Origin of the sequence: Rhizobium pantanalense, assembly GCF_030182525.1 — a bacterium.
Classification (GTDB): domain Bacteria; phylum Pseudomonadota; class Alphaproteobacteria; order Rhizobiales; family Rhizobiaceae; genus Rhizobium.
This window is the reverse complement of record NZ_JAQJCH010000002.1, coordinates 517,682-539,056: the sequence shown is the minus strand read 5'-3', so window position 1 is coordinate 539,056 and position 21,375 is coordinate 517,682. Positions and strand designations below refer to the sequence as shown.

Below are 21,375 nucleotides of genomic sequence, written 5' to 3'. Positions count from 1 at the left end.
CGGCGTGCCGATCGTATGGCAAAGTTCCATCAAGGATGGACACTCGCTCATTTTTCTTGAGCGAGCGCGGCTTTCGCTTTCGCTTGATCATCCACCAGTTCGTACCACATGGCGTTGAGGACGGCGAATGCTGCGGCGAGAGGGAAGCCAAGAAGCCAGGCAAAATACCACATGCGAAATCTCCTTGCAGATCAATAGGCGTGGCCGCCCTTATCGTTCACCGTCGCTTCGTCAACCTTGCCCCACAGCACGCGATAAACCCATGCGGTGTAGGCAAGCACGATCGGCAGAAAGATGACGGCGACGACAAGCATGATGAAGAGCGTCAGGTGACTGGACGAAGCGTCCCAGACCGTGAGGCTGGAGCGCGGATCAAGTGAGGACGGCAAGATGAAGGGAAACATCGACAGCCCGACCGTCGAGATGATGCCGAAGATGGCAAGCTTGCTGAACAGCAGCACAGTCACTTCCCGCCGCCCGAGCATGCCAAGCAAGGCCGCTGCTGCACCCAGGAAACCGAGAGCCGGTGCGATCATCATCCATGGATGGTTGCCATAATTGGCAAGCCATGCCCCCGCGCTGTGTTCCACCGTCTTTAGAAGCGGATTGGACGGGCCTACGACATCGATTGCACTGGCGATGCGATAGCCGTCTATGCCGATCCAAAGGAACAGGCCGCCGAGCGCGAAGAGCACGATCACGACCAGAGCCGCCACCATGCCGAACCGACGCGCGCGTTCGGCGACAACCCCATTTGTCTTCACGAGAAGCCAGGCGGCACCGTGCATGACGAGCATGGCAACCGACAGCAGACCACAGAGGAGTGCATATGGATTCAGAAGCGCGAAGAAGGAACCTTCGTAGAAGATGCGCATATCATCGTCGAACCGGAACGGCACGCCCTGCAGCACGTTACCGACCGCTACGCCGAAGATCAGCGATGGAACGAAACCGCCAACGAACAAAGCCCAGTCCCAGCCCGCCTTCCAGCCGGCGCTATCGCGCTTGGAACGGTATTTGAACGCAACCGGCCGCAGGATCAGCGCGAAGAGAATTGCGAACATGGCGAGGTAGAAGCCGGAGAAGGACACGGCGTAAAGCGGTGGCCAGGCGGCGAAGATGGCGCCGCCGCCGAGGATCAGCCAGACCTGATTTCCCTCCCAAGTCGCGCCGATCGAATTGATGGCGATACGCCGCTCCGTATCGGTCTTGGCGACGAACGGAAGGAGCGTGCCGACGCCGAGGTCGAAACCGTCGGTGACAGCAAAGCCGATCAAAAGCACGCCGAGAAGCAGCCACCAGATGATGCGCAGGGTCTCATAATCGATCAATTCATGCAGGATCATGGCAGGTCACTCCGCAGCCGGAACGAGGTTTTCGGAAATCAGCTTGGCCTCCGGCTCGTCATCCGCTTCGGGACCATTGCGGATCGCCTTGATCATCAGCGTCATCTCGATGACGATGAGAACCGTGTAGAGCGCGGCAAAGCCGAGGATGGTGAGAAGCACAGTGCTGGCGCCAAGATTGGAGACGGCCGCAGCCGTTGGCAACACGCCTTCGATGATCCATGGCTGACGGCCGAATTCCGCAACGACCCAGCCAAGTTCGATGGCGACCCAGGGCAGCGGAATGGCGAAGACCGCAATCCTCAACAAGAGCGGGTAGCGATCCAGTTTCCGGCGAGCCGAGAGCCAGAAGAAGACCGTCATCAGCAGGATGAAGAACATCCCAAGGCCGACCATGATGCGGAAGGACCAGAAGAGCGTCGGCACATTCGGAATGGTGTCGCCAGCCGCTTGCGCAATCTGCTGCTCCGTCGCCTGGCGAGGATCGTCGACATAGCGCTTGAGCAGCAGTGCATAACCGAGCTCGTGGCCGATATCCTCGAAGGAGGTGCGGGCAGTGGCTACATCCTGCGAGACTTCGCCGGGCGCCGCCGGCTTGGCAGCGCGGATCTTCATCAGCACGTCATAAGCCTTGATACCTTCCCGAATACGGTCCTTGGCCTGTTCCTCGAGCTTGTCGATGCCAGGGATTTCCGTCGTCAGCGATCGCGTCCCGATCAGGCCCATGGCCCATGGAATGTGAATGGCATAGTGGGTCTCGCGGGCCTCCTGATCTGGGAAGCCGAAGGCGGTGAAGGCGGCCGGCGCCGGTTCGGTCTTCCACATGGCTTCGATTGCCGCGAGCTTCATCTTCTGATGTTCGGTCGTCAGATAGCCGCTTTCATCGCCAAGCACGACGACCGAAAGCGCCGAAGCCAGGCCGAAGGATGCGGCAACCGTCATCGAACGCTTCGCGAGCTCGACGCTGCGGCCCTTCAGGAGATACCAGGCCGAGACACCAAGCACGAAGACCGAGGCGCAGACATAGCCGGCCGAGACGGTATGAACGAACTTCGCCTGCGCCACCGGATTGAAGACGACATCGAAGAAACTGACGATCTCCATGCGCATGGTCTGTGGGTTGAGCGCCGAGCCTGCCGGGTTCTGCATCCAGCCATTGGCGATCAGGATCCACAGCGCCGAGAAGTTCGATCCCAGCGCCACCGCCCAGGTCGCAACTAGATGGCCGACCTTCGACAGCTTGTCCCAGCCGAAGAAGAACAGACCGACGAAAGTCGCCTCGAGGAAGAAGGCCATCAATCCTTCGATCGCCAGCGGCGCGCCGAAGATGTCGCCGACATAATAGCTGTAGTAGCTCCAGTTCATGCCGAACTGGAATTCCATCACGATGCCGGTGGCGACACCGAGCACGAAGTTGATGCCGAAGAGCGTCCCCCAGAACTTCGTCATCTGCCGCCAGATTTGGCGGCCAGTCATGACATAGGTCGTCTCCATGATGGCAAGCAGCACGGAAAGGCCCAGCGTTAGCGGCACGAATAAGAAATGATACAGCGCCGTCATGGCGAACTGCAGGCGCGACAGCGCCACGATATCGAGTTCCATAGTCTTTCTCCCACCCCCTACGGTGTATCTGACAGGAATGCGGCGCCATTCGACGCGTCGCGGGCATGTTGATTGCCCCTCAATCCGGCCGCAGCCGATCGAAAAGCATTTCGAATTCAGGCGTTCCGCGTTGCGCCATGGCGACGATGCAGCCGTCGTCCAGAGCGACGATCCGATCCGCCAAGGCGGCATCGCGACGAATATGTGTTGCAATGACGAGACTGCGCCCATCGGCCACCGAGGCCAGTCGAGCAAGCACGGCACGGGCCGTAGCGGCATCGAGGCCTTCCGTCGGCTCATCGAGAAGCCAGAGCGGCGTATCGCGCAGCAGGAGCCTTGCAAGCGCCAGCCGGCGAAGCTGACCGCCGGAGAGGCCGCTGCCGCCTTCGCCGAGGCGCGTGGAAAGGCCATGAGGGAGTGCGTCGATGTCGTCGAGCAAGCCGGCCGTTGCGAGAGCATCGCGCAGCCGGTCGTCATCCGCATGACGCGCTGCCAGCTTCAGATTGCCTCGCACCGTGTCTCGAAACACGTCGCTGCGCTGCGTTAGCGTCGCAGCAGCCTGACGAGCCACCGCGCCGTTCGTCGCTGCGATCTCGCCGGCCAGCAGGGCCAGCAACGTCGATTTGCCGACGCCGCTTTCACCCACGACTGCCAGCCGTTCGCCGACCGGCAGCGACAGAGACAGATCCTTCAGGACCGTGCGGGAAGCTCCCTCGTGTCCGGCAACGACAGCGCTGAGCTGAAAGGCGTAGCCGGCAACCGGTTCAATCCGGGGCATGGGAGCGGCGGACGGGCTCAATCGAGGCGCAATGCGCCTTGCGGCAAGCAATGTTCGCCCGAGTTCGAGCGCCCCTCGTCTAAGAGCCGCAAAAGGTTCCGTGGCGGCGAAGGCGATAAGCAGCGCGAAAGCGGCGGCAGGCGCACCAATCGCGCCCTGCTTGGCAAACATGGCAACCACAAGCAGCGTCATCGTCAACAGGAATGTCGAGCCAAGTGAAAAGCCGGCTGCGACGCCACTGTCGATCCTATTCAAGACGCTGTCAGCCTCCGCCAATCGCTGATCCGCTTCGACGATCGCCGCCCGTTGTGCCTGCAGCTGTCCAGCCATCGCCAGATCGGTCTGACCGGCAACAAGATCGACAACCCGGGCACGCAACGCTTCCATCGCATGGGCTCGGCGACGCCCTGGCTTCAGCGCCAGACGCGCGGCGACGAGGGACAGACCAAGACAGAGCGCGACAAGCCACAGCCCTGCCATAACGCCGAACGATGGATCGATGAAACAGAGCGCTATCGTCACTGCAATAGCGGCAAGAATGGCGACAACGGCCGGCACCAGCACACGCAGATAGAGGGAATCGAGCGCGTCGACATCATTCGTCAGGCGAAACAGCAGCTTTGCCGGCCGGCGGATCATGGCCGCGGCCGCGGAGGGCTCCGCCCAGCCGCGAAACAACCTCTCGCGCAAGGCGGCAAGAACCCTGAGGGTCGCATCATGCGTCATAAGCCGCTCGCCGTATCGGGCGGCCGTCCGGCCGATGGCGAGCAGGCGTATGCCGGCCGACGGCATAAACACGTCGAAAATCGCAGCACTTGCGACCGTCAGGCCGGCAAAGGCCGAGGCGGTGATGAACCAGCCGGACAGCCCCAGCAATCCGCCGCCGGCAAGCATGGCCAGCACGGACAAGCCGGCACCGAGAGCAAGGCTCGCGCCACGCTCGACCCAGAACAGCTTCACCAACGGCAGGAGGCTCTTGAGGGACGTCCTCATGCCGCCACCCTTCGCGCCCGCTCATCGAGCCGGACGATGCGATTCATTCGCGCGGCCAGCACGGGATCGTGCGTGGCGACGATCAGGATGCGGCTCTCGGCGAGCGCGAGCAAGGTATCCGTGACTGCGGCCGCAGTCCGCGCGTCAAGATGGGCGGTCGGCTCGTCCGCTAGGATGATATCGCCTCGCTCATCAACCATCATCCGCGCCAGCATCAGCCTCAGCGCCTCGCCGCCGGAAAGACCGAGCCCTCCCTCGCCGACCGCAGCTACCCGCTCCGGCGTAAACACCTTATCGAGAGCAACGCCTTCGAGCGCTGAAGCAACGGCAGGAGCATCGATGCCGTCGCGTCTTAGAGCAATATTGCGCATGACGCTGCCGGCAAAGATATGCGGTGACTGACCTATCCAAGCCATGCGACGGCGCAATGCATCCGCTGTGTCGTCACGCAGCGGGACGCCGCCGATCCTGATGACACCGGCCTCGTATCGCGCAAGACCCGCAATCAGCGACAGAAGCGTGGTCTTGCCCGAGCCACTGGCACCCCAGAGCGCTACATGTTCCCCGGCCGTGATCGAGAGATCGAAATGATCAATTGCGGCGTCTCGTTCCGGCGTATGGCGGAAGGCCAGCGCTTCGATCTCAACACCGGCCTCGCCTGCCGGCATGGGTGACGGCATGTCTGTGCCGCCGAGAATGGTCTGGCGCGATGATGCGAGTTCCTTCAGTGCCGAAAGTGCCGCCTCCCCGCTGGCACGGTCATGCCAAACTGCGGACAGCTCCCGAAGCGGCTCGAAAAAGGCGGGCGCAAGCAGCAGAATGAAGAGCCCTTGCGTCAATGTGAGGCGACCGTCCCAGGTGCCGACTTCGATCGAGCCCAAGAGGCTGAAGCCGACATAAACGGCTGTCGCGGCAACGCCGAGCGCGGCGAAGAATTCGAGCACCGCCGAAGACAGAAATGCGATCCTCAACACAGCCATAGTACGCAGCCGCAGCGAGGCCGCATCGGCGCGCAGGCGCCGGGCCGTGAGATCGACGGCATCGAGCGCGCGAATGGTCGCGAGGCCGCGAAGACGATCGAGCAGGAAGGCATTGATGCCGCCGGTTTCGGCAAGCTGCTTCTCGCTGGCGGCTTTTGCGCGCCAGCCGATCAATGCCATGAAAATCGGGATGAGCGGCGCGCAAAGCGCGAGAATCAGTGCCGCCAGCCAGGAAATCGGCAGGATGCAGATGAGCATTACCAGCGGCACTAGGCTTGCTCTCATACGGGTCGGCCGGAAGCGCGCGAGATAAGGAACGACCGCTTCGGCCTGCTCGCCCAGCACACTTGCCGCCAAACCGGATGCCGGCCTCGCACAATCGAGGGGGGAACGTGCAGCAAGCGCTGCAGCCGCCGCCGCACGCTGCGTGCTCAGCTCCCGGCGCGCAGCGACAAATGCGAGCCGCCCGCCCGCCGAATCCAGACAGGCCCGCAGGACGCCGATACCCGCAACCACGGCGGCGGGAACCGCGACCTCGCCGACACCGCCACCTTCGCTGATCGCGCCGACACCGACCGCAAGCATTGCCGCCTGACCGATCCATCCGAGAGAAGACAGGCAGAGCAGCGCCGATGCAAGACGGAGGCCGCGACACTTTGTGGCCATCGGCTCCTTCGCCGCCTTGCCGATAGTCAAACTCTCCGACGCAGGGTTCGCAACCTTGCGTCTTTCCAACATTCCATCGGTGGCGGAGGAGGCTGTCACGTGAGCCCGTCCTTTCAAGTCAGTGTCATCAAGGAGGGTCCGCCGACCAATCAAGATCGAATGAACTGCATTGCAGATCATCAATCTTTCGTCGAACCCAGAACGCACTTGCCGCAATCGACGATATCGGAGCCCCAATATGACCGGCTTTCTGCCTCTTGTCAGCGACAAGAATAGCAGTACCCGTCTCGCCGAAGGGTTGATCCCATGGCAAGCTGTTCGCGACATGGTTCTAAGACAGTTTGTGCACTGCGCAAAAGCGTGCAGGATGTCGCAGGGCTTCGCTACAGCCATGTCAGATTGACGCAGAAGCCTATGATATTTCTAGGTTGTTGCGATAGGGGCGCCCGGCGTTCGGCGCCTAAACTGTTTGCGCTGCAGCAATTTTCCCAATTCTGACGTCTCTTTCGGAAAGCGTCGATCCGCAGCCGCTCGCTATGCGACCGGACATGAAAACCGCGACCATTTGACCTCTATTGCGCTAAACTTCACGGCAGGCTGGCGAATCACCCAATCGAATGGACCGCGCCGACTGCCAGACGAGCAGTCATCGGCCGAGGGCCTACAGATATGTATGGTTTGCATCATGCCGGCAACGAGACTTGACGGATGCTGTCATTATCGATGTGCTGGATACGCGTTTGCTTGTCCGGCAAGTTTAACCGGAGAGATTGCAAGCGAGGCCGAAGAACTGCTTCGGGCCGGGACGTTTTGGGAGAATGCAATGTATGACAAGATCATTTGCGCAATTGGGCTGGGCTCGCGCGAGCGCGCCGAACGTCTGTTGCGAACGTCTCAGGCACTTTTATCTCCAGGCGGCGAATTGACGGTCGCGCATGTTATCGAGCGTTTTCCCTCCGGGCGCGAAAGCCCGGACGATTGGGCTGTTTCGGTGATCACGGAGGCTGAGGAAAAGCTCGATGCTCTGTGCAGGCGTCTCGGCATTGCCGCCTCCGTCGACGTACGCATGGGCACGGCATCGAAGACGCTGCTGACCGTCGCCAAGGAGAAGAAGGCTGACCTGATCATTCTTGCGACGCATACCTCCGATATTATCGACCGCATATTCGGCTCGACGGTCGAATATGTCATCCGCCACGCAGAATGTTCCGTCCTCGTCGAGCGAGCCGATAAATCGCATGACGATACAGCAAGGAAGGCATAGCGCTCCCTTAGGTGAGCGGTCTGTCATGCCGGATTCTATCGAAACATGGCGTGGTTACGGTTTGCGCGGCCCGGCAGGGATGCTACATAGCCGCTCCGACCTCAAATCCAAGACGAGCTGAATGACCGAATCCGCCATCACCTGGAGCATCGCCGGCCTGACCGCCCTCGGTGTCGTAACACGCCCATTCCGATGGCCGGAAGCGATCTGGGCGGTGCTCGGCGCAGCACTTCTCGTTACGCTGCGGCTCATCGGCCCAAGCGATGTATGGACAGGCATATCCAAAGGGTTCGATGTCTATCTCTTCCTGATCGGCATGATGCTGCTGTCGGAGCTGGCGCGGCGCGAAGGGCTCTTCGATTGGGTCGCGGCTATCGCCACTTCGCATGCCAAGGGCTCTCCTCGCCGGCTGTTCGTGCTCGTCTATGTCGTCGGCGTGGTTGTGACGGTATTTCTGTCCAACGACGCAACCGCTGTCGTGCTTACGCCGGCCGTCTATGCAGCCTGCCGTGCGGCACGAGTGAAGGACCCCATGCCATATCTGCTGGTCTGCGCCTTCATAGCCAATGCCGCGAGCTTCGTGCTGCCGATCTCCAATCCAGCCAATCTGGTCATCTTCGCCGGCGGCGAGATGCCACCCCTGTCGCGCTGGATGCAGACCTTCCTACTGCCATCCATCGTGTCGATCATCGTCACCTTCGCCTGTCTCTACTGGACGCAGCGACATGCATTGGCGGAAGACACGATCGCCCGCGATGTCGGACAACCCGCCCTTTCCGGCAGCGCCAAGCTGGCAGGATGGGGTCTCGTGGTGACCGCCCTCATTCTGATCGTGGCGTCGGCGATGAATTTCGATCTCGGCATCCCGACATTTGCCGCAGGCCTCCTCACGACCGTCATCGTTCTCGCCCTTACCCGGCAAAATCCGCTGGAGACGCTTCGTGGCATAAGTTGGAGCGTGATACCCCTGGTTGCGGGCCTTTTCGTGATCGTCGAGGCAGTCAATCATACCGGCCTCACCGCTCTCCTGTCCGAAAAGCTGGCATCGCTGGCGGCTCAGTCGCAGACACAGGCGATCGGCGCGGCCGGGCTTGCCGTTGCCATCGTCTCCAACCTCGTCAACAATCTACCGGCCGGTCTTTTCGCCGGCAGCGCCGTACAGGCCGCCCATGTTCCTGATTCCATTGCTGGCGCGGTGCTGATCGGCGTCGATCTCGGCCCCAACCTCTCCGTCACCGGCTCACTCGCCACAATCCTCTGGCTTGCCGCTCTTCGCCGCGAAGGGCTGCACATGGGAGCGCTGGCGTTTCTGAGGATCGGCGCTCTCGTGATGTTTCCCGCTTTGATACTCTCGCTTGCGGCCCTCGCCCTGATCTGACGGCAAACAACATCGGGTTTATAGACGACCGGTCGATTATTTGTTACGGACCGCTCATGATGACGAAGAAGAAATCGGAACTGACTCGCAGCCATATTCTCGCAATCGGGCGGGAACTGGTGCTGCGCAAGGGTTTTGGAGGCGTAGGTCTGAAGGAGCTGCTCGAGCAGAGCGCCGTGCCGAAAGGCTCGTTCTATTACTATTTCGCATCCAAGGAGGCCTTCGGCTGCGCCCTGCTGAAGCAATATTGCTCCGACTATGCAGAGAGGCTCGACGCGCTTTTCGGCTGGAAAGGCAATGGCCGCCAGCGCTTGATGCACTATTGGGATGCCTGGCTTTCCGATGGCAATACAGCCAGCCTCGCCGACCGGTGCCTGGTCGTAAAGCTTGCCGCCGAGATCTCCGATCTCTCCGACAATATGCGCGTGATCCTGCTCGGCGGCGTCGAGGACCTCATTCGCCGGATTACCAAAACAATCACCGAGGGACGCGAGGACGGTTCGATCCCGCCATCCTGCATCCCGGAAAAAACGGCTCGTTCGCTCTATAGCCTGTGGCTCGGGGCAGCAATCCTGGCGAAGCTTGGAAAAGACAAGACGCCGCTCGACCAGGCCATGCTTGCCACCGAGCAAGCCCTTTCGGCACCCGGCGGCCTTTGATCCAAAGCAAGACCAGCATGTCAACACACAAGGAAAATACAATGCGCAGTGCCATCCACGATGTCTTCGGCGATCCGGCTGCGGTCCTTTATCTGGCCGACATGCCCATGCCGGAGCCCGCCGCAGGAGACGTGCGCATTCGCACCATTCTCTCCCCCATCCACAATCACGACCTTTGGACCGTGCGCGGCGCCTATGGCTACAAGCCGGTTTTGCCTGCCATCGGCGGCAGCGAAGCGGTCGGCTTCGTCGATGCCGTGGGAGCAGGTGTCGACAAGGCACTGATCGGCAAACGGGTCGTTGCAGCCGGCGTCCATGGCACCTGGGCAGAGCAATTCACGGCACCGGCAGCAAGCCTCGTTCCGGTGCCGGACGTGATCTCCGACGAAGCCGCAGCGCAGCTGATCGCCATGCCGTTCAGCGCCATTTCGCTTCTGGAATCCCTCAATGTCGAGCGCGGCGACTGGATCATCCAGAACGCAGCGAATGGCGCTGTCGGCAAGACCCTTGCCATGCTGGCACACAGCCGCGGCATACACATGATCAATCTCGTTCGGCGCGACGGCGGTATCGATGAGCTATCTGCATTCGGCATCGGCAATGCCGTCTCGACCGCCGCGCCAGATTGGAAGGCGACAGTGCGCGCCATGGTAGGCGATGCGCCGATCCGTGCAGCAGTCGATTCCGTCGGTGGTGTAGCGAGCAATGATCTGGCCGACCTGCTGGGCGAAAACGGCCTGCTGGTTTCCTTCGGCACTGCGGCCGGCAAGCCGATGCAGATCGCCTCAAGGGCAGTGATCTTCAAACAGCTCACGATCAAGGGCTTCTGGGGCATCAAGGTCAGCGCCGCCATGCCGGCGGAAGAGCGGCGGCGGCTGATCAGCGAATTGATTACGCGCGTCGCCTCCGGCGAGGTCAAGCTGCCGGTGGAAGCAGCCTATGACATCGCGGAGATCGCGGAGGCTGTGAAATCCTCGCTCGCGCCCGGCAAGACCGGCAAGGTCCTCCTGAAACTACTATAGGTCTCCCTGCGCCATGTCGTAAGCAGCCGCCGCAGGGAGCTGAGGCGGCTTCATGGTGCGCGGCTAGATCGATTGCCGGCAGCGCGAATAATCATCTTAAAAATTCATAGAATTGCTCTTGTCCCTCTAGTTACTAGAGGATGTAGCAATGGTTCCAGTAGAAAATCTGGAACCGAAACATGACGTCGACAACACAACACAGCCGCTATCGCGTAGAGGGCATGGATTGCGCTTCATGCGCTGCGAAAATCGATACAGCTGTTCGCCGGCTGCAGGGTGTCGAGGATGTTTCCGTATCGGTCACCGCAGGCACCATGACGATCAAGCACCAGAGCGATCCGGACTTGCCGCCCAACATTGCGAAGCGGGTCACGGGACTGGGCTACAAAGTTTTCCCGCTGCCGCAGAGCAATGCCGCCGTGTCAAAGATCGAAGAGAGCGGCCATGCTTGCGGGTGTGGACACGATCATCACACGCATAAGTCCAATGGCCACGACCATGACCATGCAGGCCACGAGCATGAGCATGATCACGGCGACCACGATCATGGCGCCGGGCATCAACATGATCATGCCGGTCACAACCACGCCTCTGAAGAGCGCGATGGCTCGGTTGTCGGCCTTCACGGTCACGATCACGGACCGACCACCGGGCCGTGGTGGAAATCCGCCAAAGGCCGCCTGACGATCGCCAGTGGTGTAGCGCTTACTGTCGCCTGGGGTGTCGGCAAGCTGATACCGGCATGGGATATGTGGATATTCACTGCGGCCATGCTCGTCGGCTTGGTGCCGATCGCAAGACGCGCCTTTATGGCCGCAAGAATGGGAACGCCGTTCTCGATCGAAATGCTGATGACGATCGCGGCCGTTGGCGCCGTAATCATCGGCGCCAGTGAGGAAGCTGCTGCCGTCGTCTTCCTCTTCCTGATCGGCGAGTTGCTGGAAGGCGTCGCGGCCGGCAAGGCGCGCGCGAGCATTCAGTCCCTGACGGATCTGGTACCCAAGACCGCTCTCCTTGAAGAGAATGGCAAGACCCGTGAAGTGCAGGCCGAGAGCCTTGCTCTCGGCGCCATCATCCTGGTTCGTCCGGGCGACCGCGTTCCGGCCGACGGCGTGATCCTTTCCGGCGAAAGCGCCATCGACGAGGCGCCGGTGACAGGCGAAAGCACGCCGGTGCGCAAGGGCGTGGATGCAGCCGTCTTTGCCGGCACGGTCAATGGCGATGCCGCCCTGCGCGTCCGCGTAACGGCGGCAGCATCCGACAATACCATCGCCCGCGTCGTCAAGCTGGTCGAGGAAGCGCAGGAATCGAAGGCTCCGACCGAGCGTTTCATCGATCGCTTCTCGCGCTATTACACGCCTGGGGTCGTCGTTGTCGGTGCGCTCGTCGCCGTCATCCCGCCTCTGTTCCTGGGCGGTAGCTGGAGCGAGTGGGTCTATAAGGGCCTGGCGATCCTGCTGATCGGTTGCCCCTGCGCCCTGGTCATCTCGACGCCGGCGGCAATCGCGGCATCACTGTCTTCAGGTGCCCGCCGCGGCCTGTTGCTGAAGGGCGGTGCCGTGCTCGAAAACATCGGCAAGGTCACCGCCGTCGCTTTCGACAAGACCGGCACCCTGACCGAAGGCAAGCCCAAGGTCACCGATATCGTCGGTCTAAGCATGAATGAAACGGACGTGCTACGGCTGGCAGCCGCGCTCGAAACCGGATCGAGCCATCCGCTCGCCCGTGCCATCCTCGACCGCGCGGCCGAAGCCGGAACGGATATCCCTCACGTCATGGATGCGAAGGCGATCGGCGGCAAGGGCGTTAGCGGCACGGTCGATGGTGTGGACGTGTTCCTCGGATCGCCGCAGGCAGTCGCCGACCGCGTATCATTGACCTCGGAGCAATCGGCCCGGATCGCCGCGCTCAACGACGAAGGGAAAACCGTCTCCGTTGTCATTGCCAAGGGCAGTGCCGCCGGCCTGCTCGCCATGCGCGACGAACCGCGCGCCGATACGGCAGCCGGTCTCAAGGCACTTGCCGACGCCGGCATCAAGACGATCATGTTGACGGGCGACAATCAGCGCACGGCGCAGGCTATCGGCAGGACGCTCGGCATAGAGGTTCGCGCTCAATTGCTACCCGAAGACAAGCAACGGATCGTCGGCGAGTTGAAGCGGCAAGGCTTTCATGTCGCCAAGGTCGGTGACGGCATCAACGATGCGCCGGCACTCGCAGCCGCCGATGTCGGGATTGCCATGGGTGGAGGCACCGACGTTGCGCTGGAAACGGCGGATGCCGCCGTGCTGCACGGCCGCGTCGGAGATGTCATCGAGATGATCGATCTTTCCAAGCGGACCATGAGAAATATCGGCCAAAACATCACCATTGCCCTCGGCCTCAAGGGCGTGTTCCTGGTCACCACGATCGTCGGCATCACCGGACTTTGGCCGGCGATCCTCGCCGATACCGGCGCAACCGTGCTGGTGACCATGAATGCGCTTCGCTTGCTCGCGCTTCGACCTCGCCAGGTCGTGGCTTAAACTATCCGGAGGCGCCGAACCATAGGTCAGCGCCTTTTTCGTTGCCGCCAAGCTATCAAGCCTTCCGAACGGAGAGATAGCGACGCGGTGATAGGCCGAATGCCTTTCTGAACATGGCGATGAAGCTGCTGGCGCTGGCATATCCCAGGCTATCCGCCACCTCAGCGATCGGCTTCCCCGCACTCAGATATTCAAGCGCAAGCAGCAAGCGCGCCTGCTGCCGCCAATGGGCGAAGGACATGCCCGTTTCGGCATTGAAGAGCCGCCGGGCCGATCGTTCGGATACCCCCGCTCGCAGCGCCAGAGCATGAAGGGTCTCCTCGCTGGCTGGTTCTTGCAGTACGGCTTCCGCGATACGTAAAGCACGTCGATCCGCAGGCATAGGCAAATGCAGGCTTTCGCGCGGCGCGGCCCGAACCTCGTCCAGCAAAACGGCTGCCAGACGACGCTGCTGCGGTGAGAGCTTTTCCTCCCAGTGCCATGTCGTCGCGCGGCGCACTAATGCCCGCAAGACCTCGCTCACGCTCAGAACGCAGGGTGTCGCCGGCAATCCGGCGCTGGCGGCCGGTGTAAGCAATATCCCCCAGCCGCTCAGCACACCATTGATCCCCGCTTTGTGCATGACACCGGGCGGAATCCAGCCCGCCCGTTGCGGCGGCAAGAGCCAGGAGCCGTCTGGCGTATCGACACGGACGAGCCCGCTTTCGATGCAGAAAAGCTGCCCGCGGCCATGAGCGTGCCAATCATACTCTTGAGTGCCGAGACGGAAAGCGCTGCCCGGTTCATCCGATCCCCAGAAGGCGATGAGCGGCGGGCCGTCGAGGCGGTCGCCAATATCTTCGATGTCCATATCTCATTTGGCCGTTTTGCAACATTTAAAGACCGAATGTCGTTATCATGCTCCGGCAGCCTTAGGCTATCTTTCCCTTGCAAGATCGAAATCGACCAGTGAATGGATTAGAAGACCCATGCAGGACTTTCACGTCGTCATCATCGGCGCGGGCCTCGGTGGCTTGTGCCTTGCACAGGGGTTGAAGCGCGCCGGCATCCGTTTTGACGTGTATGAGCGCGATCCGGCCGCCGATAGTCGCCTGCAAGGTTATCGCATCCGTATCGACGCAAACGGGCAGCAAGCGCTGGAATCATGCCTGCCAACCGCTCTGTTTGACCTCTTTCGAGCGACCGCCTCGACGAGCCCTCGATCCGCGTGCTTCCTGACCCCTCAGCTTCTGCCCGTTACGGGCCGCACGCCGGCGAGCTGGGATACGAGCGAGAATGACGACGACGGCGATCTGAGTGTCAATCGCCTCACTCTTCGCGAAATTCTGTTGTCGGGGATCGAGGATCACGTTCATTTCGGCCATGCGTTCACACGCTATCGCTACATGGATGACGGGCGTGTCGAGGTGCAGTTCGAAAGCGCTGCCTCGGCTTCCTGCAGCCTGCTCGTCGGCGCCGATGGCGTGAACTCGCAGGTGCGACGACAGTTGGCACCCTATTCCGAGCCGACGGATATGGGCTCCATATGTGTCTATGGCAAGAGCGAAATGCCGTTGAACCATGTCGCCGATTTGCTTGGAGACGGAACGACGGTGATCTTTGCTGACGGGTGCACGGCAATCTTCGATCTCATGCGGTTCGGCAACCATTTCCCGAACCTCGCCGCCAGTCTCGCGCCCGATTGCAAGCTGACGCCGGTAACCGATTATCTCTATTGGGCGCTGATCGGCCCCCGCCAAAGGTTGGGACTGGAAACATATGACCATACCCAAGACCTGCCCGTCTTGCTCAGAACCGCCATGCGCGGCTGGCATCCCGAGCTGAAGCAGATCATCAGCCGGAGCAGATCAACCGCCGTCGCCGCACTCTCTGTCAGAACCGGGCGCCCCGACGCCCTTTGGCCGTTCGGTCCGGTGACGCTTTTGGGCGATGCCATCCATGCGATGAGCCCTGCCGGGGGACTGGGCGCCAATACTGCGCTCGAAGATGCCCGTATGCTGGCGCAGATCCTGGCCGAAGCCGGCAAGGAGACAAAGACCACCTGCACGGCCCTGCTGGATTACGAAGCCGACATGCGCGAGCGGGCGACTTGCGCCATCGACATGTCGGAACGCGGCGCGGCGATGCTGTTCGCTGCCATGACCGATAAGATCGCCTGAGGATAACATCATGCCTATCGATGCCGCCACCTTCATCTTTCACGACGTTTCCCTATGGCCGATCGTGCGCCATTCCGCTGCCTCTGTGCATCCGGGCTATTCTAAACAATGGGAACATGAGATGGACGCTCTGCTCGCCCTCTCAATGCCCTTCGTCGTCATCATGGAAGGCGATGAGCACGCCGAAGAGCACGAGGATCGCAAGGCCCGCGGCATATGGCTGAAGAAAAACAAGACGGCGCTTGCAACGGTTTGCGAGGCAGTCATCGGCATCGAGGCAAGCGCGATCAAGCGTGCCGCCATGCAGCTGCAGATGAGCCTTGCAACCAAGGCATTCGGCATAAGAATGGAAATCGTCGCATCCCAGCAGGAGGCGCTACAACTCGCGGAACGGATTCTCAAAGGAGAGAACTCGGCAAGTTCTCTCCTTGGCTAAGCACTCCCGGACGTATGACACCTTTTGGGGCAAGCAGAAACGACTAGGGCAGCCCGCCGACCCGCTCGGGGACAGGATTGGTTACAGAGGTCAGGATGCGGATCGGCGCAGAAGCGTGGTTTCCTTCCAGCCAAGCTCCGGAGCGACCAGCGTCACGAAGTCATGGATGATCTGCCGATATTCCTCATCGTGGAACTCATAAGGCAGCTCCAGCCGGAATTCGCTGACATGAGGCAAGATCGGATCTTTGCGCAGGCGTTCAAGAATTTCATCCGAAGAGCCGACGATATCGCGGGCGAAAACCGTACGTCGTTCGCCCTGGGGTGAAAGCGTGCGCTCATAGCGGCCGGCGGCGTAGTCTGTGTAGCGTTTGCGGGTAATCGCATCCGCGCTGTCGAAGGGCACGATGACCCGGCCGAGCGCCACCCGCCTCGTATCGCCGCCAGAGGCGCGATAGGTTTCCAGCTGACGCGATTGCGCAACGAAGAAATCGTCGGTCTGCTCGCCCGTGGTGACATTGCCGATCAGCAGGTTGAAGCCGTTGCGGCCGGCCCATTCGGCCGAGCGCAGCGAACCGCCGCCATACCAGATGCGATCGATCAGGCCCTTCGCATAGGGCTGAAGCCGCGGACGCTGCGGGCCGAACGGCGTCTTGATGACCGTATCTTGATTGCCGAGATAGGTACCCCTCAGATTGTCGGCAAAGCGCAACACCCGCTGATGGGAGAAATCGTGGCTCTCCCAATCGCCATCGAAAGCAAGCGGCCCGATCAGATCTGCATGCAGCGGCCGGCCAGCGCTCAAACCGATGTTCAACCGTCCACGCGACAGCACATCCACGGTCGCCAGATCCTCGGCAAGCCGATACGGGCTTTCGTAACCGATGGGTATGACGGCGGTGCCGAGCTCGATGTGGCGCGTGCGCTGCGTTGCCGCAGCGAGGAAGGCGCTCGCCGATGAAATGCCGGGCTCCAAGTGCCGCTGGCGAACCCAGGCACTGTTGAAACCCCTCTGCTCTCCGTATTCGAGCAACTGCAGAGTTTGTTCCAGACCGGCGAGTGGATCCTCATCCGGATAGTTTCCCGGCGTCAGAAAGCCGATATGGCTGATCGATGGGGCTTGGCGGCTCATGCGGCTGTCTCCTCAAAATTTCGGCAGGCCCGGCGGATTGGTTTCCGACTTCGGCAAGGCTTCTTTGGCAAGATGCCAATGGTCGAGGATCTTGGCGTAGGTGCCATCCTTGATCAGCCCATTCGTTGCGATGGTGAGCGCCGCCGCGAGACCGCTGCCCTTGCGCGTGGTGATCGCGACATCCGAGCGATCCGGCCAACCAGCGCTCAGCGTGCCCACGCGCTTGATGTCCTTGTCGCGAGCAGCGATGTAGACAAGCTGGGCATGCGGCTGCACGATGACATCGGCGCGGTCGGACCGCAGAGCTAGAAGGCTCGCTGCATCGTCGTCGTAATATTGGAGTTCTATCGGCTTCAAGCCAGCTTTAACATCCTCATCGCTCCATTTCAGCAGGATGCGCTCCTGATTGGTGCCAGCACCGACGATGATGCGAAGACCGGCCGCATCCTTCGGTTCCTTGATCGACGTGATCTTGCTGTCGTTCTTGACAAAGAAGCCGTGCAGGCCTTGCCGATAAGTGGACATATCGAACTTCTCCTTGCGCTGCTCGGTGACGCCGACATTGGAGATGACGGCATCATATTTGCCCGAAGTCAGCCCCAGCGGCCAGTCGATCCAAGCGACTGGGATAAGCTCGAGCTTCAGGCCGAGCGCATCGGCAACCGCATAGGCGTAATCTGGATCGGCGCCGACCACCGTCTTGGCGTCCGTCGCGTAGGTTGCAAGCGGCGGACCGCCCGGCGCGACTGCCACGGTGAATGTGCCTGGTGTGACGAACTTGAAATCCTTCGGGATGGCGGCAATCGCCGCTTCGTTTTTCGCCGCGTGAAGACGCCCCGGCTGTTGCGGGCTCAAATCGAAATCTTCGGCTGCCATTGCCGGCGCGAGACCGGTCAAAGTAAGCGCCACTGCGGCAACAAACGCAGTTCTGAAAATAGTGCGGATAGTCACGGAACCTGTCTCTCCATTTGAGATGGATGGGAGCGGACCGACGTGAGCCCCACTGACACCGGCCCGCCCGACCAACATTACGAACCGCTCTTCGGCAGGCCCGCAGGGTTGGTCTTGGATTGATCGACCGCTTCGGCAGTCAGGCTCCAGCGCTTCAACACTTCGCCATACTTGCCGTTCTTGATCAGATCGTTGAGTGCGAGGGTGACAGCATCGGCAAGGCCGGCGCCCTTTTTCGTCGTCACGGCAATTTCAGCCGTCAGCGGCCAACCGCCGGAGACGGTGCCGACAAGCTTCCTCGTGCCGTTGATGGCGGCCTTATAGGCCTGTGTCGCATTCGGATTGAACTCGACATCGGCACGACCGGACTGCAAGGCAAGGTCTGCGGCGGCGCGGTCGTCGTAATATTGAACCTCGATAGGTTTCAGGCCGGCTGCCACATTCTGCCGGTCCCATTCGAGGATAATCTTTTCCTGGTTGGTACCGGCGCCGGTAATGACCTTCAGACCGGCAACATCCTTGGGCTCCTTGATCGAGGTGATCTTGCTGTCGGCCTTCACGTAAAAGCCGAGCACGTCCCTGCGATAGGTTGAGAAATCGAATTTCAGCTTGCGCTCTTCCGTGACCGTCACGTTGGAAATGACAGCATCATATTTCCCAGAGGAGACGCCAAGCGGCCAGTCCTCCCAGGCAACCGGCACCAGATCGAGCTGCAAGCCGAGGGAGTCGGCAAGCAATTGCGCGATATCGGGATCAGTGCCGACGACCGTCTTGGCATCGGTCGCGTAGGTGGCGATCGGCGGGTCCCAAGGGTTGATCGCGACCGTGAATTTGCCAGGATTGACGAATTTGAAGTTCGGCGCGATCGCCTTGATTGCCGCCTCGTCCTTCTCGGCACGGATACGATTGGATGTATCCGGGCTCAGGTTGAACTTTTCGGCCGCAATCGTCGGTGTCCCACTCATCGCTGCCGCCGTCAGGACGCCGGCAATGATATATTTTGCTCTCTCAATGAACGTCATTTCCCTTCTCCTTTTCAATTATAAGTTGTTTATGTTGCTATGATGATCCGGACGCCTGCCGCGTCAGAGCGTTGAATGCTCGCCTGCGACTGCTAGAGAACCTTGGCGAGGAAAGCGCGCGTACGCGGATGTCTCGCGTCGTTGAGGATCTGAGTTGGTGAGCCGGCTTCGATAATATGGCCGCCCTCCATAAAGACGATGCTATCGGCGACCTCGCGCGCAAAGCCGATCTCGTGGGTGACGATGACGAGCGTGGTGCCGGTACGCGCAAGCTCCTTGATGACATCGAGCACTTCGCCGACGAGTTCTGGATCGAGTGCAGAAGTCGGCTCGTCGAAGAGAAGTACCTTCGGCCGCAGTGCCAGGGCACGGGCGATGGCGACACGCTGCTGCTGGCCACCGGAAAGCTGACGGGGATAGGCATCGATCTTGTCGCTAAGACCCACGCGAGCGAGAAGCTCTTGCGCAAAGGCGGTCGCTTCGTCGCGGCTCATTCCGCGCACCTGGATCGGAGCCTCAATAATGTTTTCTAAAACAGTAAGATGTGGAAACAAGTTAAAGTTCTGAAAGACCATGCCGATGTCGGTGCGGCGCTTCAGAATGTCCTTTTCCTTGAGCTCGTAGAGCACCTCGCCCTTTTGCGTATAGCCGACCAGCTCGCCATCGACGGAAATGAAGCCGCTATCGACGCGCTCGAGATGATTGATGGCGCGCAGCAGCGTCGATTTTCCCGAGCCTGACGGGCCGATAATGGCCGTCACGCTGCCGGCCGCCAGGTTGAGCTCGACATCGTCTAGGACCTTCAGCGCGCCGAAGCTCTTCGAAATGCCATGGATGCGCACGGCACCACCCTTGGCACGAAGATCCGTCACGCTCCGAAAAGCGGCGAGTGCCTCGGTGTCCGATCTGGTGCCTGCCGCGGCAGGCAGCGGCCGATGGAAGCGCCGGAAGAATGCCTGAAACGGCAAAGGTGTCGGATTGCGCACCGCACCCTTGGAGAAATAGCGCTCGATATAGTGCTGGGCGATCGACAGCACCGTCATGATGACGAGATACCAGACCGTTGCTACCATCAGCAGCGGAATGACTTCCAGATTGCGGCGGTAGATGACCTGCACCGTGTAGAAGAGTTCCGGCAGGGCGAGCACGTAGACCATGGAGGTGCTCTTGGCGAGGCCGATGATCTCGTTGAAACCCGTGGGAAGGATCGAGCGCATCGCCTGCGGCAGAACGATTCGGAACGCCTGGCGGCGGCGAGACAGGCCAAGGGATGCGGCCGCTTCCAGCTGACCCTGATCGACCGACAGAATGCCGCCGCGCACGATTTCGGCAAAGAAGGCCGACTGGTTCAGCGTCAGGCCGAGAAAGGCCGCGGCAAACGGCGTCAGAAGCTGCGTGGTCGGATAATCGAGCAGGACCTTGTCGCTGAACGGGACTCCGATGCTAATAGTTTCATAGAGATAGCCGAGATTGTTGAGAACCAGCAGCAGCACGATCATCGGGATGGAACGCAGGAGCCAGATGTAACCCCAGGAGAGGCTTGCCAGCAGCGGCGACTTCGAGACGCGCGCCAGCGCCAAGGCCGTTCCGAGGATAGAACCCGACACCGCCGCAAGTGCTGTCAGAAGCAACGTCCTGCCAAGACCAAGCAGCACCGGCTCCGCAAAGAACCACTCGGCGAAGACACCCCAGCCCCAGCGCGGATTGGTGAAGGTGGAATAGAGGACGACCGCTATGACGAGTGCGGCAAAGATCGTGCCGGCGGTTCGCCCAGGATGCCTCGCCGGCACGATGCGATAACGCGAGTAATCTGTCTTCGTCTCGGCGGCCCCAGTGCCTCGATCGACACCCACAAAATCCGTCGTTAGCGCCATGATCCTTACCCCTTTTTGATTGTCGTTGATCCGCTACGCATTACCGGCCGGCGGCTGCCAAGCGCTGCTGCGAGCCCGAGGTTTCGGCGATATAGGCCAGAGCCAAATGGCTGATATCCTTCTCGAAAGGGAGGCTCTTGTAGATTTCCGGATCGACGGAGGTATCGAACAGGGCTGTATAGCCGTTGTTGAGGTAAAGACCGACCGCCTCGGGTTGGCGAAAGCCTGTCGTCAGGTAGATGCGGCGATAGCCCTGCCGCGCCGCCTGGGCCTCCAGTTCGACCAGCAGCCTACGCGCCAATCCCTGACGACGGAGATCATGCCGCGTCCAAATCCGTTTGAATTCGGCGGTTTGGTCGTCATAGTGCTTGAAAGCGCCGCCGCCGATCGTCTCCCCGTTTCGGAGAAGGAGCAGGAAATTGCCATGCGGTGGCGCGAAGGCCTCCGGCGGATAGCGGTTGAGTTCGGCAGCCGCCCCTTCAGCGTTGAAATAGTTGCCGTAGCGGCTGTCATATTCATGGATCAGTTCGTCGATCAGCGGCTTGGCGCGCGGGTCCAGCGTGGTCGTATAAAGAAACGTGTCGCTCAT

The 21,375-nt window shown here is 60.9% G+C and carries 18 protein-coding genes; 7 read left to right on the top strand and 11 right to left on the bottom strand.

Annotated features, from left to right (window positions below; translation table 11 throughout):
* Window positions 1–47: 47 nt before the first annotated feature.
* The 5 genes from cydX to cydD form a co-directional block, all read right to left on the bottom strand.
* Window positions 48–173 (bottom strand): cytochrome bd-I oxidase subunit CydX, encoded by a 126-nt coding sequence (gene cydX, locus PH558_RS08560; RefSeq protein ID WP_285203505.1) that lies wholly within the window; start codon window positions 171–173, stop codon window positions 48–50.
* Between the two features lie 18 nt (window positions 174–191).
* Complete coding sequence (cydB, locus tag PH558_RS08555) at window positions 192–1,346, bottom strand: cytochrome d ubiquinol oxidase subunit II (RefSeq protein WP_113407686.1); 1,155 nt, start codon at window positions 1,344–1,346, stop codon at window positions 192–194.
* A 6-nt stretch (window positions 1,347–1,352) separates the two neighbouring features.
* Window positions 1,353–2,948 carry a cytochrome ubiquinol oxidase subunit I gene (locus tag PH558_RS08550; RefSeq protein WP_285203502.1) on the bottom strand — a complete coding sequence of 532 codons (1,596 nt, stop codon included), beginning with the start codon at window positions 2,946–2,948 and terminating at the stop codon, window positions 1,353–1,355.
* A 79-nt stretch (window positions 2,949–3,027) separates the two neighbouring features.
* Window positions 3,028–4,719 carry a thiol reductant ABC exporter subunit CydC gene (gene cydC, locus PH558_RS08545; RefSeq protein ID WP_285203501.1) on the bottom strand — a complete coding sequence of 564 codons (1,692 nt, stop codon included), beginning with the start codon at window positions 4,717–4,719 and terminating at the stop codon, window positions 3,028–3,030.
* Window positions 4,716–6,365 carry a thiol reductant ABC exporter subunit CydD gene (gene cydD / locus PH558_RS08540; RefSeq protein ID WP_285203500.1) on the bottom strand — a complete coding sequence of 550 codons (1,650 nt, stop codon included), beginning with the start codon at window positions 6,363–6,365 and terminating at the stop codon, window positions 4,716–4,718. Before cydD ends, cydC begins: the two co-directional genes overlap by 4 nt.
* 823 nt (window positions 6,366–7,188) lie before the next feature.
* On the opposite strand from cydD, the gene PH558_RS08535 reads away from it, so the two are divergent.
* The 5 genes from PH558_RS08535 to PH558_RS08515 all read left to right on the top strand — a co-directional run bounded on the left by PH558_RS08535 (window position 7,189) and on the right by PH558_RS08515 (window position 13,213).
* Window positions 7,189–7,629, top strand: coding sequence for a universal stress protein (locus tag PH558_RS08535; protein ID WP_285203499.1), 441 nt, complete (start codon window positions 7,189–7,191; stop codon window positions 7,627–7,629).
* A 121-nt stretch (window positions 7,630–7,750) separates the two neighbouring features.
* Window positions 7,751–9,007: an arsenic transporter gene (locus tag PH558_RS08530; RefSeq protein WP_285203498.1), complete on the top strand. Its 1,257-nt coding sequence runs from the start codon at window positions 7,751–7,753 to the stop codon at window positions 9,005–9,007.
* Between the two features lie 56 nt (window positions 9,008–9,063).
* Complete coding sequence (locus PH558_RS08525) at window positions 9,064–9,666, top strand: TetR/AcrR family transcriptional regulator (protein WP_285203494.1); 603 nt, start codon at window positions 9,064–9,066, stop codon at window positions 9,664–9,666.
* 41 nt (window positions 9,667–9,707) lie between these two features.
* The gene (locus tag PH558_RS08520; RefSeq protein ID WP_285203484.1) at window positions 9,708–10,688 is read left to right on the top strand and encodes a zinc-binding dehydrogenase; all 981 of its coding nucleotides are present in this window, start codon (window positions 9,708–9,710) and stop codon (window positions 10,686–10,688) included.
* A 179-nt stretch (window positions 10,689–10,867) separates the two neighbouring features.
* Window positions 10,868–13,213: a heavy metal translocating P-type ATPase gene (locus PH558_RS08515; protein ID WP_285203482.1), complete on the top strand. Its 2,346-nt coding sequence runs from the start codon at window positions 10,868–10,870 to the stop codon at window positions 13,211–13,213.
* 55 nt (window positions 13,214–13,268) lie between these two features.
* On the opposite strand, the gene PH558_RS08510 is transcribed toward PH558_RS08515, so the two are convergent.
* Window positions 13,269–14,063 carry an AraC family transcriptional regulator gene (locus PH558_RS08510; RefSeq protein WP_285203480.1) on the bottom strand — a complete coding sequence of 265 codons (795 nt, stop codon included), beginning with the start codon at window positions 14,061–14,063 and terminating at the stop codon, window positions 13,269–13,271.
* A gap of 118 nt (window positions 14,064–14,181) precedes the next feature.
* Between PH558_RS08510 and PH558_RS08505 the strand changes: the two genes are divergently transcribed.
* Both PH558_RS08505 and PH558_RS08500 read left to right on the top strand, forming a co-directional pair.
* Complete coding sequence (locus PH558_RS08505; protein WP_285203477.1) at window positions 14,182–15,372, top strand: FAD-dependent oxidoreductase; 1,191 nt, start codon at window positions 14,182–14,184, stop codon at window positions 15,370–15,372.
* A 10-nt stretch (window positions 15,373–15,382) separates the two neighbouring features.
* Window positions 15,383–15,808: a hypothetical protein gene (locus PH558_RS08500; RefSeq protein WP_095436590.1), complete on the top strand. Its 426-nt coding sequence runs from the start codon at window positions 15,383–15,385 to the stop codon at window positions 15,806–15,808.
* A 90-nt stretch (window positions 15,809–15,898) separates the two neighbouring features.
* On the opposite strand, the gene PH558_RS08495 is transcribed toward PH558_RS08500, so the two are convergent.
* The 5 genes from PH558_RS08495 to PH558_RS08475 form a co-directional block, all read right to left on the bottom strand.
* On the bottom strand, window positions 15,899–16,939 hold the full coding sequence (locus tag PH558_RS08495; RefSeq protein ID WP_285203473.1) for an LLM class flavin-dependent oxidoreductase: 1,041 nt from the start codon (window positions 16,937–16,939) through the stop codon (window positions 15,899–15,901).
* A gap of 12 nt (window positions 16,940–16,951) precedes the next feature.
* A complete protein-coding gene (locus PH558_RS08490; protein ID WP_285203470.1) occupies window positions 16,952–17,890 on the bottom strand; it encodes an ABC transporter substrate-binding protein in 939 nt (312 codons plus the stop codon).
* Window positions 17,891–17,967: 77 nt separating this feature from the next.
* The gene (locus PH558_RS08485; RefSeq protein ID WP_285203466.1) at window positions 17,968–18,912 is read right to left on the bottom strand and encodes an ABC transporter substrate-binding protein; all 945 of its coding nucleotides are present in this window, start codon (window positions 18,910–18,912) and stop codon (window positions 17,968–17,970) included.
* A gap of 92 nt (window positions 18,913–19,004) precedes the next feature.
* Window positions 19,005–20,786, bottom strand: coding sequence for an amino acid ABC transporter permease/ATP-binding protein (locus PH558_RS08480; protein ID WP_285203465.1), 1,782 nt, complete (start codon window positions 20,784–20,786; stop codon window positions 19,005–19,007).
* A gap of 40 nt (window positions 20,787–20,826) precedes the next feature.
* Window positions 20,827–21,375, bottom strand: coding sequence for a GNAT family N-acetyltransferase (locus tag PH558_RS08475; protein WP_095437626.1), 549 nt, complete (start codon window positions 21,373–21,375; stop codon window positions 20,827–20,829).

Coding starts and splice junctions, on each gene's coding strand:
- cydX (WP_285203505.1), bottom strand. CDS start 173: ATGTGGTATTTTGCCTGGCTTCTTGGCTTCCCTCTCGCCGCAGCATTC.
- cydB (WP_113407686.1), bottom strand. CDS start 1,346: ATGATCCTGCATGAATTGATCGATTATGAGACCCTGCGCATCATCTGG.
- PH558_RS08550 (WP_285203502.1), bottom strand. CDS start 2,948: ATGGAACTCGATATCGTGGCGCTGTCGCGCCTGCAGTTCGCCATGACG.
- cydC (WP_285203501.1), bottom strand. CDS start 4,719: ATGAGGACGTCCCTCAAGAGCCTCCTGCCGTTGGTGAAGCTGTTCTGG.
- cydD (WP_285203500.1), bottom strand. CDS start 6,365: ATGGCCACAAAGTGTCGCGGCCTCCGTCTTGCATCGGCGCTGCTCTGC.
- PH558_RS08535 (WP_285203499.1), top strand. CDS start 7,189: ATGTATGACAAGATCATTTGCGCAATTGGGCTGGGCTCGCGCGAGCGC.
- PH558_RS08530 (WP_285203498.1), top strand. CDS start 7,751: ATGACCGAATCCGCCATCACCTGGAGCATCGCCGGCCTGACCGCCCTC.
- PH558_RS08525 (WP_285203494.1), top strand. CDS start 9,064: ATGATGACGAAGAAGAAATCGGAACTGACTCGCAGCCATATTCTCGCA.
- PH558_RS08520 (WP_285203484.1), top strand. CDS start 9,708: ATGCGCAGTGCCATCCACGATGTCTTCGGCGATCCGGCTGCGGTCCTT.
- PH558_RS08515 (WP_285203482.1), top strand. CDS start 10,868: ATGACGTCGACAACACAACACAGCCGCTATCGCGTAGAGGGCATGGAT.
- PH558_RS08510 (WP_285203480.1), bottom strand. CDS start 14,063: ATGGACATCGAAGATATTGGCGACCGCCTCGACGGCCCGCCGCTCATC.
- PH558_RS08505 (WP_285203477.1), top strand. CDS start 14,182: ATGCAGGACTTTCACGTCGTCATCATCGGCGCGGGCCTCGGTGGCTTG.
- PH558_RS08500 (WP_095436590.1), top strand. CDS start 15,383: ATGCCTATCGATGCCGCCACCTTCATCTTTCACGACGTTTCCCTATGG.
- PH558_RS08495 (WP_285203473.1), bottom strand. CDS start 16,939: ATGAGCCGCCAAGCCCCATCGATCAGCCATATCGGCTTTCTGACGCCG.
- PH558_RS08485 (WP_285203466.1), bottom strand. CDS start 18,912: ATGACGTTCATTGAGAGAGCAAAATATATCATTGCCGGCGTCCTGACG.
- PH558_RS08480 (WP_285203465.1), bottom strand. CDS start 20,786: ATGGCGCTAACGACGGATTTTGTGGGTGTCGATCGAGGCACTGGGGCC.
- PH558_RS08475 (WP_095437626.1), bottom strand. CDS start 21,375: ATGAGCGACACGTTTCTTTATACGACCACGCTGGACCCGCGCGCCAAG.